The organism is Synechococcus sp. PCC 6312, assembly GCF_000316685.1.
Lineage (GTDB): Bacteria > Cyanobacteriota > Cyanobacteriia > Thermosynechococcales > Thermosynechococcaceae > Pseudocalidococcus.
In genome coordinates this window covers 1,762,697-1,777,291 of the sequence record NC_019680.1, presented here as the reverse complement: position 1 = coordinate 1,777,291, position 14,595 = coordinate 1,762,697, and the positions used below count along the sequence as shown (strand labels likewise).

Annotated in this window: 16 protein-coding genes; 8 read left to right on the top strand and 8 right to left on the bottom strand. The window is 49.9% G+C overall.

Features of this window, described 5'->3' with window-relative positions; genetic code table 11:
• Nucleotides 1-151 precede the first annotated feature (151 nt).
• From SYN6312_RS08605 to SYN6312_RS08595, 3 genes are all read left to right on the top strand, one after another.
• Nucleotides 152-739, top strand: coding sequence for a YdeI family protein (locus tag SYN6312_RS08605; protein WP_015124476.1), 588 nt, complete (start codon nt 152-154; stop codon nt 737-739).
• Between the two features lie 94 nt (nt 740-833).
• On the top strand, nt 834-1,160 hold the full coding sequence (locus tag SYN6312_RS08600) for an STAS domain-containing protein (protein WP_015124475.1): 327 nt from the start codon (nt 834-836) through the stop codon (nt 1,158-1,160).
• A 212-nt stretch (nt 1,161-1,372) separates the two neighbouring features.
• Nucleotides 1,373-1,585, top strand: coding sequence for a hypothetical protein (locus SYN6312_RS08595; protein WP_015124474.1), 213 nt, complete (start codon nt 1,373-1,375; stop codon nt 1,583-1,585).
• Between the two features lie 11 nt (nt 1,586-1,596).
• Here the strand turns inward: SYN6312_RS08595 and SYN6312_RS08590 are convergent, their stop codons facing one another.
• The 5 genes from SYN6312_RS08590 to SYN6312_RS08575 all read right to left on the bottom strand — a co-directional run bounded on the left by SYN6312_RS08590 (nt 1,597) and on the right by SYN6312_RS08575 (nt 5,387).
• Nucleotides 1,597-2,850: a cation:proton antiporter gene (locus tag SYN6312_RS08590; protein ID WP_015124473.1), complete on the bottom strand. Its 1,254-nt coding sequence runs from the start codon at nt 2,848-2,850 to the stop codon at nt 1,597-1,599.
• 154 nt (nt 2,851-3,004) lie between these two features.
• Complete coding sequence (locus SYN6312_RS19775; RefSeq protein ID WP_156804765.1) at nt 3,005-3,151, bottom strand: hypothetical protein; 147 nt, start codon at nt 3,149-3,151, stop codon at nt 3,005-3,007.
• A 14-nt stretch (nt 3,152-3,165) separates the two neighbouring features.
• Nucleotides 3,166-4,053 carry a hypothetical protein gene (locus SYN6312_RS08585; protein ID WP_015124472.1) on the bottom strand — a complete coding sequence of 296 codons (888 nt, stop codon included), beginning with the start codon at nt 4,051-4,053 and terminating at the stop codon, nt 3,166-3,168.
• A 62-nt stretch (nt 4,054-4,115) separates the two neighbouring features.
• Nucleotides 4,116-4,868, bottom strand: coding sequence for a Uma2 family endonuclease (locus tag SYN6312_RS08580; RefSeq protein WP_015124471.1), 753 nt, complete (start codon nt 4,866-4,868; stop codon nt 4,116-4,118).
• Nucleotides 4,869-4,880: 12 nt separating this feature from the next.
• Nucleotides 4,881-5,387: a hypothetical protein gene (locus SYN6312_RS08575; protein WP_015124470.1), complete on the bottom strand. Its 507-nt coding sequence runs from the start codon at nt 5,385-5,387 to the stop codon at nt 4,881-4,883.
• 341 nt (nt 5,388-5,728) lie between these two features.
• Between SYN6312_RS08575 and SYN6312_RS08570 the strand changes: the two genes are divergently transcribed.
• Genes SYN6312_RS08570 through SYN6312_RS08560 form a run of 3 tightly spaced genes read left to right on the top strand, consistent with a single transcriptional unit; the run spans nt 5,729 to nt 7,338 of the window.
• Nucleotides 5,729-6,061: a 2Fe-2S iron-sulfur cluster-binding protein gene (locus SYN6312_RS08570; protein ID WP_015124469.1), complete on the top strand. Its 333-nt coding sequence runs from the start codon at nt 5,729-5,731 to the stop codon at nt 6,059-6,061.
• 24 nt (nt 6,062-6,085) lie between these two features.
• Nucleotides 6,086-6,277 (top strand): hypothetical protein, encoded by a 192-nt coding sequence (locus tag SYN6312_RS08565; protein ID WP_015124468.1) that lies wholly within the window; start codon nt 6,086-6,088, stop codon nt 6,275-6,277.
• Complete coding sequence (locus SYN6312_RS08560) at nt 6,274-7,338, top strand: DUF3326 domain-containing protein (protein ID WP_015124467.1); 1,065 nt, start codon at nt 6,274-6,276, stop codon at nt 7,336-7,338. The genes SYN6312_RS08565 and SYN6312_RS08560 overlap by 4 nt, the downstream gene beginning before the upstream one ends.
• Here SYN6312_RS08560 and SYN6312_RS08555 read toward each other — a convergent pair.
• Both SYN6312_RS08555 and SYN6312_RS08550 read right to left on the bottom strand, forming a co-directional pair.
• A complete protein-coding gene (locus tag SYN6312_RS08555; protein WP_015124466.1) occupies nt 7,315-8,385 on the bottom strand; it encodes a glycosyltransferase family 4 protein in 1,071 nt (356 codons plus the stop codon). The two genes, SYN6312_RS08560 and SYN6312_RS08555, sit on opposite strands and share 24 nt — an antisense overlap.
• An 11-nt stretch (nt 8,386-8,396) precedes the next feature.
• Complete coding sequence (locus SYN6312_RS08550; RefSeq protein WP_015124465.1) at nt 8,397-9,344, bottom strand: F0F1 ATP synthase subunit gamma; 948 nt, start codon at nt 9,342-9,344, stop codon at nt 8,397-8,399.
• Between the two features lie 204 nt (nt 9,345-9,548).
• Here SYN6312_RS08550 and SYN6312_RS08545 point away from each other — a divergent pair, with 204 nt between their 5' ends.
• Nucleotides 9,549-11,120: a serine/threonine-protein kinase gene (locus SYN6312_RS08545; RefSeq protein WP_015124464.1), complete on the top strand. Its 1,572-nt coding sequence runs from the start codon at nt 9,549-9,551 to the stop codon at nt 11,118-11,120.
• 181 nt (nt 11,121-11,301) lie between these two features.
• Here the strand turns inward: SYN6312_RS08545 and chlP are convergent, their stop codons facing one another.
• Entirely contained in the window at nt 11,302-12,525 is a 1,224-nt protein-coding gene (gene chlP / locus SYN6312_RS08540) for a geranylgeranyl reductase (protein ID WP_015124463.1), read from the bottom strand.
• Between the two features lie 438 nt (nt 12,526-12,963).
• Here chlP and SYN6312_RS08535 point away from each other — a divergent pair, with 438 nt between their 5' ends.
• A complete protein-coding gene (locus tag SYN6312_RS08535; protein WP_371257386.1) occupies nt 12,964-14,574 on the top strand; it encodes an NAD(P)H-quinone oxidoreductase subunit 4 in 1,611 nt (536 codons plus the stop codon).
• Nucleotides 14,575-14,595 lie beyond the last annotated feature (21 nt).

Sequence of the window (14,595 nt, the reverse complement as noted above, 5' to 3'; positions counted from 1 at the left end):
AATCGCAGTAATATTTTCTAGAATAGCTTATTTGCTGACTTCCTTAAATCTATGCACAAGACCCCTTTAGCCACCAGAGGGAGGGTTGAACATTTAAGATAAAAATCAGCAACTTTGCCTCTCAACAACAGGCCTGGATAGGGTTCCGCTCATGTCAAAGTTTGATGACACACTTAAGACGTTTTATGCCCCCAATCGCCAGGCCTGGCGGGAGTGGCTGGAGATAAATCATCGGGCATCAGCAGGAATTTGGCTTCTGTATTACAAAGTCAGGAGTCAGCAGCCCAGTATTCAATACAGTGAGGCCGTTCAAGAAGCCCTCTGCTTTGGTTGGATTGATAGCAAGGTCAAGTCAATCGATGCAGAACGTTATCAGCAGATTTTTACCCCCCGCAAACCCAAGAGTGTCTGGTCAAAGCTCAATAAATCCTATGTCCAAGACCTGATTAAGCAAGGGCTAATGACACAAGCGGGCCTGGAGATCATCAACCGGGCCAAAGAAGATGGCTCATGGACAAGCCTTGATCAGGTTGAGGCCTTGATTGTCCCCACAGATTTGCAGCAGGCCTTAGCCGCCAATGAACTGACAAACCAAAATTTTCAAGCCCTGAGTAACTCCGCTCAGAAAAACATTCTCGCTTGGATTGATAGTGCCAAACGGGCCGAAACGAGACGGAAACGAATTGTCCAAACGGTTAGTGCTATGGCTCTCAATCAAAACCCCTTAGTTAAATCATGATGATTCGTGAGTGTGTCACAATCTGCCTAGACCTACTGGCCCCGTATTTTGCCGCTATACTGATTGGGTTGCATCCCCCCTGTAAATCTAGCTCATGAGTACCCAGATCAAAATTATTCAGCCCACTGGTGTTTTTGGTGGCCCCCAAGCAACAGCCTTTCGCCAAGAAATTGTAGATTTAGTCCAGGCCGGGGTCACTGTGGTCTTAATTGACTGCAAAGAGATTACGTTTATGGACAGTTCTGGCCTGGGAGCGTTGGTGGTGGCGTTAAAAAACCTCCGGACAACCAATGGGCAATTGTTTCTCTGTGGTGTGACAGAACAGGTAAAAATGCTCTTTGAATTAACCAGTATGGATAAAGTCTTTCGCATCCTCAAGGATCAAGCCGAGTTTGAAACTACAATTCGCCCAGCCTTATAGCCTGATCCAGACTGTTCTCGACCCTGCACCACTCAAAACCGATTGCCTCCTGACCCTTGCCCTGTCTCTATCTAAGCTTCTACCGCGACCCCTAAACTAGATGAGACAACTTGCACCAGAAGTTCTGCTGGAGATCCACAGCCAGATTCCAAGGCGCAGGTTAAGATTAACAAGACTCAATCTCCAACCTTCTTGCAGGATAGTGTTTACCTATGGTTGCCCCGACCTCGCCCTCACCCTATTTACCCTTGGCTGCCAAGATCGAGCTACATCACCAGCAAATTATTGTTGCCCAACAATTTAAAGATACCCTCGGCAGCGACTTTGCTAAGTCTTGGAATAATTTTGTTGACTCTGGTCAAGTTTGGGCCCTCATGATTGGCCTGGCTTTGGGGTGGATTGCTGGAAAACTCTTGAATTTCTAAAATTAGATTTCTCAATTTACCCAGCGACTAGGGTCACTAAGGGGGCCTGGGTACACCCGATCCATGAGAGGAGAGGCAATAAACGTGGTAACGAGGGCCATGATCACCAGCATTGTAAATAAGACTGGAGAAATAACCTTCAAACTCAAGCCCACATTGAGAATAATTAATTCTGTTAACCCCCGCGTATTCATCAGCAGGCCCAAGGCCGCAGCCTCCCCAGCCGGTAAGCCTGTCCAACGCGATACCCAGTAAGTCCCCCCAAACTTACCTAAAACTGCTGCTAATAGGATCAGGATAGTTAAACCCCAAAGAGTCGGTGTATTCACCAGGCCAATTTGAGTGTTAATGCCACTATAGGCAAAAAATAAGGGCAAAAGAAAAATAGTGACAAAATCTTGAATTCGCTCTCGGAGATAGACGGCACTGGCCAGATTCTTGGGCATAATCACCCCCATAATAAATCCACCGAAAATTACATCAATGTTGAGTAACTGAGTCCCAATTGCACTGAGGATTAAGAGAATATAAATCATTGTTTGCTGGTTGAGGGTTAAGGGACTCCGCCGCTCCCAGGCCCGCATTTGTTGTTCAATCCATCGCCGCCCCACGGTCATCATTAACGTGGTAAAGATACTAATTCCCACGAAGGTTGGCCAGGCCGAGAAAATATCATTGGAACGGGTCGCAATAATGGCCATCGCCAATAAGCACCAGGCTGTGATGTCATCTACAGAGGCACAGGTGAGGGCTAATAGTCCCAATGAAGTTTTCTGGAGATTTTTTTCTTTAATAATTCGAGCCAAAACAGGAAAGGCCGTCACCGACATCGCCGCCCCCAAAAAGAGCGCAAACGCCAAATTTGAAATCTCAGGATTATTGCGTAAAGGCTGCAACAGGGTTAAGGCTAAGCTCACTCCCAAGGCAAAGGGCACTAAAATACTGATGTTGGATGTCGCTATTGCCACCCGTAGCCGTCCCCGCATATTTTCTGGACTCACGTCTAGCCCGACCAAAAACATGAAGAAAATTAGACCAATCTGTGAAAGTAAATAAATGGAGGGCATGACATCCTTGGGAAACAGGATAGCCTCGGCCTGGGGAGCCAACCAACCCAATAGAGACGGCCCCAGCATAATCCCCGCCACGATTTCTCCCATAACGGGTGGCTGATTGATTCGCGTAAATAGATGACCCACTAGCCTGGCCAGGCCAATGATTAGGCAAATATCAAACAAAATTAAGAGTAGGGTTTGGGTTTCCATAAAGACAGGCCTGGTGATAGAGCATTCCCACTTTGGGAAAATTAATGGATTGAAAGTTGATTACTGCCTGCTGAAATATAACCGCCACGTCGATGACTGTCAGCGGAAGCATCCTTATATTCGGCTGGGTAATCTAGAGTAGGATTCTCAAGCCTTAGCTCACAGGCAGCTTATCAAAATCCGGCGGGGTTCTAAAGACAAGAAAGTAAAACTGTTCCGGGTGACGGTATTGACCCACCGGCGAGGCTTGGCTGTGATGAATGACTTCCCCCAAGACGAGACAAATGCTGTCTAGCATCATCGCCGAACCTGTGGCTAGATTTCGGCGACGGCCCGTTCAATCAGCCGCCGGGCCAGAGTCTGAACTCCGGTGTGATAGTAGTAGTTGGTACTCATGTCTAAAAACGCACCTAAAACATCTAAATTATCTTTCGAGAGTTCCACAGAGCGTTGCAGGCTATTGACCACTTTTTCGGGAGTTAAGTCTCGCGAGGCGATAAAATCCCCCATCCAGCCCTGGACTGAACTAAAGCTTTGGGAGACAAATCCGAGTTGTTCAACGGGGCCATCGCCAGGAATGAGCTTGGAAACAGCTTTAAAGGTCGGGTTTTCCGTCAGTTCTTTGGGTTGAAGATTTCTTAAGACATCCAAGGACTTTAAAATAAAATCTGGGCCCAGGGGGATGAGGCCATCAAAACAGACCAAGGCCGCCATCCGCATTAAGGATTCGCCGCCGTAGTCAGCCAAGGCCCGTAAAAAGTCCCCAATACTGTCTCCCGGAATCCCATTGATTTGGCAAAAGGCGACGACTTCGACCACCAGTTTAATGGTCAAATCTAAGGACTGGGCTTTTTCCGGCTTGGGGGTGAGCTTATCGAGAAATCCCAGAAATGAGATTTTTTCACCGACTTTATTAGCCAAGGCTGCTGCCCCCAAAAGGGAATCCGTCCTATCCACGGTTTGATAGAGCCAGAGGGCCCGTTGATAGCCTTGGGATTTATCATTAAAGAGATAAACAGCCCGCTCGCCAATTTGCTGCACCAGGCCAGGGTCGGTTTCCCCCGTAACTTGCCGAATCGTATTTTCAAACCCCACTAAATTATTCCATTGACCAGGGATAACAAAATCCAGGGCCTTCAAAGCCATGACAGTCACCCCACCTGTGGGCAGTTGATCAACAATCTTAAAAATTGAATCACTCACAATAGTCTCCTCGCTTGAATCTGGGTTGATGGGGTCTGATCGGTTAATCTTGAGAGTTTTGGTTATACCTGGCCTGGGTCAATGCCTAGCTCCCGTAATTTGGCGGCAAGTCGGTCGGCTTCCTGCTTCGCCTGGTGAAGTTTGAGTTGGGCTTCTTCGAGTTCCTGTTGGGTTTCCTGAAGTGATTGTTGGGATTGCTGATAGGCTTCTTCTGCACTCATTAAGCGTTCCCCTGTTTCGGTGTACCAATAGAGCCATTCCCGGGTGTAGCCCCGAAAGGTATTGATCTCTCGACCCAAGGCCAGGCCAATTTCCGGTAGCCAGATTCGTTCTCCTAACATCGGCAAATATTCACCGTTTTCGAGGCGATATATCTCTAAGGGTTGCCGCTTGGGCCAATAGTTGGGCATGGGGCGATAAATGGCGTAGTAACGAATCCCTAAATCGGCGTAGAGGTCTCGTTTAGCTTCATATTCCTGGCCATAGGTTTTGGAGATGACTTCCAAGGTAAAAATGGGGATCACATTCCCTTCTTCCCAAAGCACATAGCTCAAGCGACCGGCCTCACCCCGAAATCGAGATACCCCTAAGCTCAGGAAGCCATCAGGAACTACAGCAGGCCGGTTGGGATCGTAATAAATTCCCATATCTACGCCAAAGAACCAGCCATCCCGTTGCCCCCAGTGCCGAGCCAAAATTTCTAGGAGGAGATTGGGGATGAGGTTTTGCCATTCATTATCCACAGGGGTGTCATCGGAGCAGGGTAGGTCTTCAGCGGTGGGCAGGTTTGGGGTGTGAGGATCGTAAAGCAACATGGGCGAGAACCTTTAGGGAAGTTGGGCCAGGCCAGCAAGGTTAAATTTCTCAATCCAGGCCTGGCGGTCGGCGGCGGTGAAGCTTGTATCCCGAGAAAGCACCTTAACTTGATACCGATCTGCTACCAAGATTGCGCTTTGGGTCGTGCCAATTTCAACAGATGGATAGCCCGCAATTTGATTCGGACTGTTCTGAAACTTAGCCGCGGCACTGGGGAGGCTTGTGGTGTCGGAAATGGCTAACAGGGCCAAATCCTTGCCGTCTTTAATGAGTTTAGCTTCGGCAAATCCCTTTTTCTCTTGGGTATAAACTCGCTCATAGCCTGGTTCAGGGGTGGGGAAAAATTTGTTAAATTCACTCCCTTGGGTAGCATCTTGGGCGACTGCGGGGGTGGCTTTGGCCTGGGTACTTTTGATTTGGGCCTGCTCAAAGGGTGAGGGCGGGGCCTGGGTGCAGCCCGTAATCAGCAGTAAGCCAACTAAACAAACGCTAACCGCAATTCGATAGAGACGATTCACAAACAAGCCTCCCTAAAAAGATCACAGACTGCTGCACCACCCAACTATTTCTGCACAACGGGGCAAGATTAAAGGCAAATCCCAGCAAAGGGCTAGTCTTATTTTTTTCCGCTGAACTATGGGTAGTCCTGTATTCCCCCAAGAATCATCAAGTGCAAACCCAGGAGTTGGATCTATTCTGCCACGGGTGACGATACCGATCTGGGGCTAGAGGTGATTCGCGGCAGAGTTAGGGTCTGCCATTGACCAAGCAACTGCTGGAGATATTTCCGGTGATGTAAGCGCAAGATTTGGGAGATAATTAAAGTCACTGACAATTTTTACTTGCCAAAGCACTCCCCATGAGCCAAAGTTACACCGTTGAAATTGAACATCAAGGGCAAACCTACACCCTGAGCGTCTCTGAAGATAAGCAGATTTTGCGGGCGGCCTATGCTGCTGGGATGGATACCTTACCAAGTGCCTGTAACTCCGGCGTTTGTACGACCTGCTCGGCCCTGGTTGTCGCGGGAGAGGTGGATCATGGGGATGCCATGGGCTTGAGTCCCGAACTGCGAGAAAAGGGCTACGTTTTGCTTTGTGTAGCCAAACCTAAGTCGGACTTGAAAATCATTAGCGAAAAAGAAGATGAGGTCTATGATCTCCAGTTTGGGCAGTTTCAACAGACGAGTTAGGTATTCTCTGCGGATAATGGGTTGATGAAAACACAATTTATCACCCTGGAATTGCCCCAGCCTCCTGATCCCAGCCAGTTAATTTCTCTAATTACCGAAGAACTCATAAAAGTGGGGATGCCCCTGCGTTGGGCCATTACCGAACTCCCAGAGCCGGGGATGATTCGTGTTGAGGCCGTAGTGACCCCGATTGAGCTTGGTGCTGACCGTTTATGACCCGTGCTTTAACTGCGGTTTTAATCATTCCTACAGGGATTGGTGCGGCCATGGGGGGCTATGCCGGAGATGCCATTCCTGTGGTACGGGCCTTGGGGCAAGTCTGTGACCAAATTATTACCCATCCAAATGTGTTGAATGGGGCCCAACTCTATTGGTCAATGCCGAATGTGGCCTATGTGGAAGGCTATGGACTGGATCAGTTTGCGGCTGGGGCCTGGGGTTTACAACGGGGCCAAACGAATCGGATTGGCTTACTGTTTGACCAGGCCATTGCTCCAGACTTGCGATTGCGACATTTACAGGCGGCCGAGGCTTGTCGGGCAACCTTGGGACTGCGGCTCACGGATTATGTCGTTACGGATCAGCCATTGGGGGTGGAGTTGCGTACCTCGGCCTCTGGAGCGACCTGGGGAACCTTAAGACATCCAGACAGTTTGCTGAGGGCCGCCGCCAAACTAATTGAGACAGCCCAGGCCATTGCCATTATTACTCGCTTTCCCGATCAAATTGATGCCCAGGCCCTCAGTGATTACCGCCAAGGTCAGGGAGTCGATCCGTTAGCGGGAGCCGAAGCTGTCATTAGCCATTTAGTGGTCAGGGAGTTTCAAATTCCGGCTGCCCATGCCCCTGCTCTGATGCCCCTACCCCTGGATGCGAGTGTGAGTCCCCAGGCCGCTGCGGAAGAAATTGGCTATACGTTTTTGCCCTCGGTCTTAGTGGGTCTGAGCCAAGCTCCTCAATTTGTCTCTCTCGATTCTCAGGTTTCCCACCAGGCTGCGGGTGTGATGGATCGGCGATGTGTGGATGTGGTCATTAGTCCAGCGGGGGCTTGTGGCGGGTCAGGATTGTTGGCGTTTAATCAAACGGGAACCCAAATTATCACTGTGGCGGACAATTCAACCACCTTAAATGTGACCGCTGCGGGCCTGGGGATTAAGGCTCTAGCTGTTCAATCCTATGCTGAAGCTATTGGGGTCTTAGCGGCCATGAAAGCGGGGGTAGATGTCCAACGGTTATGGCCAAAGATGGGGCGATTACGAGAACTTTCCAGGGAGTAGGTTCTTTAACCACTGCTCGACTCTGGCTCCATAGACGGGTAATGCATAATCCCGCTCTGCTTGTGCTCGACAGGCCTGGCGATTAATTTGCTCCAACTTGTTAATGGCAGCAACTAAGCCAGAAACAGAATCCGGTGTCACTAACCAGCCTGTTTGCCCATCCTGAATAATTTCGGTCGGGCCGCCACGGGCATAAGCAATGACAGGAACCCCACAGGCCAGGCTTTCGATTAAGACATTGCCAAAGGCTTCAACCCAGCGAGAGGTGACCAGTAAGGCCCGGCATTTTCGCAAAATTTCCTGCATTTCCTGAGTTGTTTTGAAGCCGAGATATTGAATCGGTGCATGGGGGTAGCTGGCTTGAATGCTTTCCCAGTAGGCAGCATCTTGTAACTGGCCCATGATTTTGAGGGGAGTTCTCGTTTCGTTCACCGCTGCCACCGCATCTTCCAGGCCCTTTTCTGGGGAAATTCGCCCTAGCCAACATAAAGACTCCTCGGGTTCTGGACAAAACTCATACAGCGATAGATCTAAACCACTGCCCAAGACCACACATTGATCGGCAAAGGGAAACGTGAGGGCCTGGGTACGGGTATAGACGCTAATACTGCCCGGAAATTGGTCAACCACCTCCTCCACGACTCGATCCATGACCTCGTTTAAGGAACCCATACTGACCAGATGGGCAATGGGCTTTTGGAAAAATGGGGTTAAATAGAACGGCAACCAATCGTAGGCAAAATTGACCAAAATGTCGTAGTCAGCCTGGACTTGGCGGGCATAATCCCACATCCGCCCTAAAACCGGGTTGGGTGGCATCTCAATGGGTTGGTCTCGGGTTTGGGTTTGGGCTGGGACTTGTAATGCGCCGGAAATTTCAACCATCTCCACAGGTAAGGGCAGTTTTGAGCCTTGGGGAGCAACGACTGTAATCTGGTGGCCAAGGGTGACGAGGGCCTGGGCAATATTCAGCAGGGTTAATTCAACACCCCCCCCTAAGCCAGAACCGAGGGGGCCAACTGATGTGGAGAGGAATAAAAGTTTCAAGATGTTAGAAGTTAACGCAGTAACTCGGCCCCAGCCACGACTTCCAAAATTTCCTGGGTGATGGCGGCCTGGCGGGCTTTGTTGTAAGAACGGGTTAAGGTTCCGACTAAGGTTGTGGCGTTATCGCTGGCATTACTCATGGCAGTCATCCGGGCGGCCAGTTCTGAAGCGGCGGCCTCTTGCATAGAGCGCAGGAGTTGATTGTTCAGGTATAAGGGCAAGAGCGCATCTAAAATCTGCACAGGATCCTGCTCAAAAATCATATCCGCCGCTAAGGGGGTTGTCGGCAGTGCTACTTTTTCCCGGCTGACTTCCAGTTTACTACTGCGGCTGGTTAACCGGAAAATTTCATCATCTTCGGCTTCCAGGCCTTGGGGGTCTAAGGGCAACAGGGTTTGAGTCACGGGACGGGAGCTAATTAAAGAAACAAACTTGGTATAGATCAATTCAACCCGATCCACGGTTTCCGATAAAAACAAAGACAGGAGTTCATTGGCAATCTGCATCGCTTCGGTGGCTGAAGGAATTTGCTCCAATCCGGTAAATACAGCATCAATGGGGCGTTCGCGACGTTGGAAATATTGAGCGGCTTTGCGGCCAACAATCACCAGGGTATAGTCAATTCTCTCGGACTGGAGTTCCCTAATCCGATCTTCGGCCCGGCGAATCACACTGGAGTTATAGGCTCCACAGAGGCCCCGATCTCCGGTAATCACCAGGAGAGCCACTTTTTTCACCGGTCGTTTAGCCAACAGGGGCAAATTGGCTTCTTCAAATCGTAACCGGGCCTGTAACCCATGCAAAACCAGGGCCAACCGATCGGCAAAGGGGCGGGTGGCTGTGACTTGTTCTTGCGCCCGGCGAACTTTAGCAGCGGCCACCAAACGCATTGCTTCAGTGATTTTGCGGGTATTTTTAACTGACTGAATCCGATCCCGAATTGATTTGAGGTTTGCCACAATTACCGTCCTTAAATCCCAACCTAAGTCTGCGCGTCTTTACAGGATTTTAACGTAGAGGGGGCCTGGGTTCTAGATCAATCTTGCCCGCCATTAAAGAGGGACAGTTCCTCCACGGGCATTGCTACCCCCCGCAGCTACCGCAGACTTATGCCAGGATAGAGTCAATTTCGCCGCATTTTTTCAGGGAGTTGGCCCGTTACCATGCAAGTTCACTGCACCCGGCCTGGCTGTCCACAACCGATTAATAATTTCCCAGAATTGGATGACCCAGCGGTGCGGAAAAAGTCGCCTCAGAAGTTCTGCCTGGCCTGTGGGATGCCCTTAATTTTAAGGAGTCGTTATGTTCCCCAGAAACTCCTGGGCCAGGGAGGATTTGGGGCGGCCTATTTTGCCCGAGATTTAGACACACCGAGATTACGGGAATGTGTGATTAAGCAGTTGGTGGTGAATACGACAGATCCAGAGACTCTCGCCAAAACCCAAGAACTCTTTGAACGGGAAGGGGAAGTTTTAGAAAACCTCGGAACCCATGCCCAAATTCCGGATTTATATGCCTACTTTGAACTGGATGTGCCGAATCCCCAAACGGGCCGGTCAGAACCCTATTTCTACATTGCCCAAGAGTTTATTGATGGGGAAACCCTCGAAGAAGAAGTGACTCGCAAAGGGCGGTTTACGGAAGCAGAGGTGGTGGCATTACTCCGGGAAATTTTGCCTGTTTTGCAGTATGTCCACGATAACGGCTCAATTCATCGGGATATTAAGTTGTCTAACATCATGCGGCAACATCCCCATAAAACCAAAGTTCCTAACCAGGCCAGTCTCTATCTTTTAGATTTTGGAGCCGTGAAGCAACTGGCAACTCTGGGCGGCCCGAATAAAATGACTGGAATTTATACGCTCCATTTTGCCCCCCCCGAACAAAGCCGCGGTGAACAGGTTTTTCCGAGCTCCGATCTCTATGCCCTTGCTGTGACTTGTGTGGTGTTGCTGACCGGAAAACCGCCCAGTGATCTCTATGAGGCCTATACCAACTCCTGGAAGTGGCGACCCTATGCCCAAGTGACGGAGCAACTGGCCCAGGTTTTAGATCGGATGTTACTCCCTGCCCCCAGTCAACGGTTTCAATCCGCCAGTGATGCCTACTACGCTCTGACTCAAGGCTCAATTATTCCCACTCCCGCCCCGATGCCGCCCCGCTCTAGCACTCTTCCCATCACCCCACAACCGATCCCACCCGTCAGCGCGCCGCCGCCCGCAACTGCCACGAATTTGCAAGGGTCTGTTGGGGTTCCCAGTCCGCCGATTCCGCCAGCTTCCAGTCAAAATATTAACCAGCCGACCATTACGCCCCGGCCAGCAAAGGGTAAACCACCAAACGTTCCCAAGCCTCCTAAACCCGCTAAATCTCCGGCTCCGTCCTTACCGATGGTGAAAGTTTTGACTGGAGCGGCTTTTACAGGGTTTGAAGCGGGTATTTTGGGACTGGTTGGTTATGGCTTGTTAACTCAAGGGTGGGCTTCTCTGGGCCTGGTGGCGGGTGGTGGCGGGGTAGTGCTGGCTTTGCTGATTTTTTTGCAGTTCAAAGGGGTGATCGAGAAGTGGGAGCAGCTGGTGATTGCCGGATTGTCTGCTGCCGTTGCTTGGTTTATGCCGTTTTTACCGCTGGTTGGGGTTCAGGCCTTACTGGTTTCTGGGATGATTGCCGTTGGCCTGGTAGTGATTGCCCAGATATTTTTACTAATTTACACCGTGCTCTCAAAAATTTTATAAGTCTGAATTTCTAAATTTCCAAAGTCAACGCGGGGGATAACGCCAAATACTCGGGGCGACTAATTATTAGGTTTCGGAAGCTGGATACCTGGGAATGGCGCGTGAAAAAATTAGGGCTGAGACCAGTCAAAGCCGCCCCAACCCAAATTTTTTGTAATCTAAATTGTGATCGAGACCGTCTCTAAGGAGCTAGGGCATTTCCCCGGAGCAGGCTGCCAATAGTTTTAGCGGTAATTTTCAACTGCACTAGGGGATTTGCTGGGACAACGGTTTTATAGAGGTAGCTGTCAAAGGTGAGCCGCTGCACGTCAATGTCTTCGCACATTTCAACAAAGGCTTCCCGAGTCGCATCTGAGCGATAGAAGACCCGTTGCAGCAAGTCCAACACCAAGTAGGTCATGCCATAGCGTTGATCCCAGCGTTTGAGATAAACCTTGAGATCCGCTTCGGTGGGGATACGTTGACCGTTATTGGAAAATTCGACAATCGTTTCGGCACACATCCGAGCAGACTTGGCGGCAAAATATATCCCTTCACCTGAAGATTTGGTTACCGTTCCAGCGGCATCGCCAACCAGGGCTACACGGCCAACAACACGCCGCGGCCGGGGATGTTCTGGGATGGGATGGGCTTCAACTTTAATGATTTGCCCCCCCTCCAGTTTGGCAGCGGCCCTTGTCCGAATCCCGGCCTGGAGTTGACGGATTTTTTCCTTGTTGATCTTCATGGTGCCGGTACCGACTGCCACGTGATCATATTTGGGGAAAACCCAAGCGTAGAAATCCGGGGAAACATCATCACCCACGTACATTTCGGCTAAGTCGTTGTAGTAGGCCATTTTGTCTGCGGGCAACCGAATGCGCTCTTGGAAGGCAATGGCGTAGTTGTAATCACCAGCATCAATTTCTTTGGCAATCCGGGAGTTGGCTCCATCAGCCCCAATCACCACATCCACTTCGAGGGTTTTGGCGATGCCTTCTGGGCCACCGTTGGAGAGGTCAGCGTAATGGAGGGTGTAGGGTTTGGAATTATTTTCGGGAATATCCAGCTTAAAGACTGTCCCATTGATTAAATTGGCCCCAAAGCCAGCGGCCCGCTCCCGCAAGAAACCGTCTAAGACTTCCCGGCGGCACATCCCGATATATTCATCGGCTTTGAGGGTGTGGCCAATGTTGACCTCAATGTTGGAGGGGGAGATCATTTTCATCTTGCGGACTTGCCGATCAATGATGTGTGGCGGCAAATCAAACTCACTCACCATGCACAGGGGAATGGCACCACCGCAGGGCTTGGCATTGTCTAGTTTACGTTCAAATAAATAGGTTTCGATTCCAGCCCGCGCTAGTGTTTCTGCTGCTGAAGATCCCGCCGGCCCTGATCCGACAACCGCAACCCGAAGTGCCAAGGTCGTTCTCCCAAAATGCAATAACGGCAACAGTTTGGATGGTAACACGGCATTTTTAACGGTTCAGTAATATATCGCGGCAACTTACAAATCTGTAACAGTCTGTAATGGAACAGGGAGATTTTCAACAATAAACCCAGATCTACTTCGTGGGCATGGCCATGAAAATTAATTTGTTTTTTGCATTTCATCTATAGAAGAAGTTAAATGTTACAGTTCTTTATGTTTCTACAACCCTTGCCAGGCCTGGATTTTGTGGATCAGGACATTGAGGCTGTGATGAAAGTCTGAGTAACTTAACAATTTGCAACAATAGATCGAATAGGTATATATTCTTATTGGGGTTGCGAGTCACCTGTGTCTGCGATACATTTCCTCCCACAGTTATTACCAGAGCTACCCCGATTCGACACATAGTTTCTACCCTTTGGGGGATAATTGATGGCTGCTCAATTTCCTTGGTTGACGCTAATCACATTACTGCCGGTGGTTGCGGCATTCTTCATTCCTTTACTGCCCGATAAGCAAGGTAAGACCGTACGCTGGTACGCCCTCGTGGTTGGCCTGGTCACCTTTGGCTTATCCGTTTATGCCTTTAGCCAACATTACGACCCGCTCACCCCGGATTTCCAAATGACGGAGGTGATTCCCTGGATTCCACAAATTGGTTTGAATTGGTCTTTGGCGGTGGATGGCCTGGCCATGCCGTTGATTCTCCTAACGGGCTTAATTAATACAGTGGCGATTTTTGCGGCCTGGAATGTCCAGCACAAACCTCGGCTCTTCTACTTCTTAATGTTGGCTTTGTACTCGGCTCAGATTGGTGTATTTGCGGCCCAGGATTTAGTTTTGTTCTTCCTAATTTGGGAACTTGAATTAGTCCCTGTTTACCTGCTGATTTCCATCTGGGGTGGGCCAAAGCGTCAGTACGCGGCGACTAAGTTTATTCTCTACACTGCCCTCGGCTCCATTTTTATTCTTGTGGCTGGCCTGGCCATGGCTTTCTCTGGAGGGAACTTCACCCTGGATATGGCCACCTTAGGGATGAAAGAATACCCAATGGCCTTGGAACTTCTGGCTTATGCCGGATTTTTGATTGCCTTTGGGGTGAAGATGCCGATTTTCCCGCTCCATACCTGGTTGCCCGATGCCCACGGTGAAGCCTCTGCCCCTGTCTCTATGGTTTTGGCTGGGGTTTTGCTCAAAATGGGTGGCTATGGTTTGATTCGCTTCAACGCTCAAATGCTCCCCGATGCCCATTTCTACTTTGCCCCCGTCCTGATTATCTTGGGTGTGGTCAATATTGTTTACGGTGCTTTAACGGCCTTTGCCCAGGAAAACTTAAAGCGTCGCTTGGCCTGTTCTTCCATCTCCCACATGGGTTTTGTTCTGATTGGAATTGGGACGCTCAACGCCGTTGGTCTGAATGGGGCAATGTTGCAGATGATCTCCCACGGTTTGATTGCCGCTGCCTTGTTCTTCTTGGCTGGGGTCACTTACGAACGGACTCATACCCTGGTCATGGAAAAAATGGGTGGCCTGGCTAAATCTATGCCAAAAACCTTTGCCCTGATTACAGTTGGTTCAATGGCTTCCTTAGCTTTGCCTGGGATGAGTGGGTTTATCAGCGAGTTGACTGTATTTGTTGGTTTAACAGCTAGCGATACCTACACCTCGATCTTCAAAGTTGGTGTGATTTTCCTCTCTGCCGTTGGCCTGCTTTTAACCCCGGTTTATCTCCTCTCCATGTTGCGGAAGGTCTTCTTTGGCTCTGGGGAAGGTGGAGAAATGTTTGATAAGTACATCAGTGATGCCAAACCGCGGGAAGTCTTCATTGCTGCTTGCTTACTAGTGCCAATTTTGGTAGTTGGCTTCTATCCCAAGTTAGCGACCCAAACCTATGATGTGACAACTGTGGCAGTGGCGGATCAGATTCAACGGGGTGTGCCGACTGTTGCATCCCAGGCCTTCCCGCTTTATGCCCAACTCCACCAGGCTCCCAGTTTAGCCCCTCAAGAAACCACAATTGCTATGATGCAGGGTCACTAAAGCACATCCTTAGTTATCTTT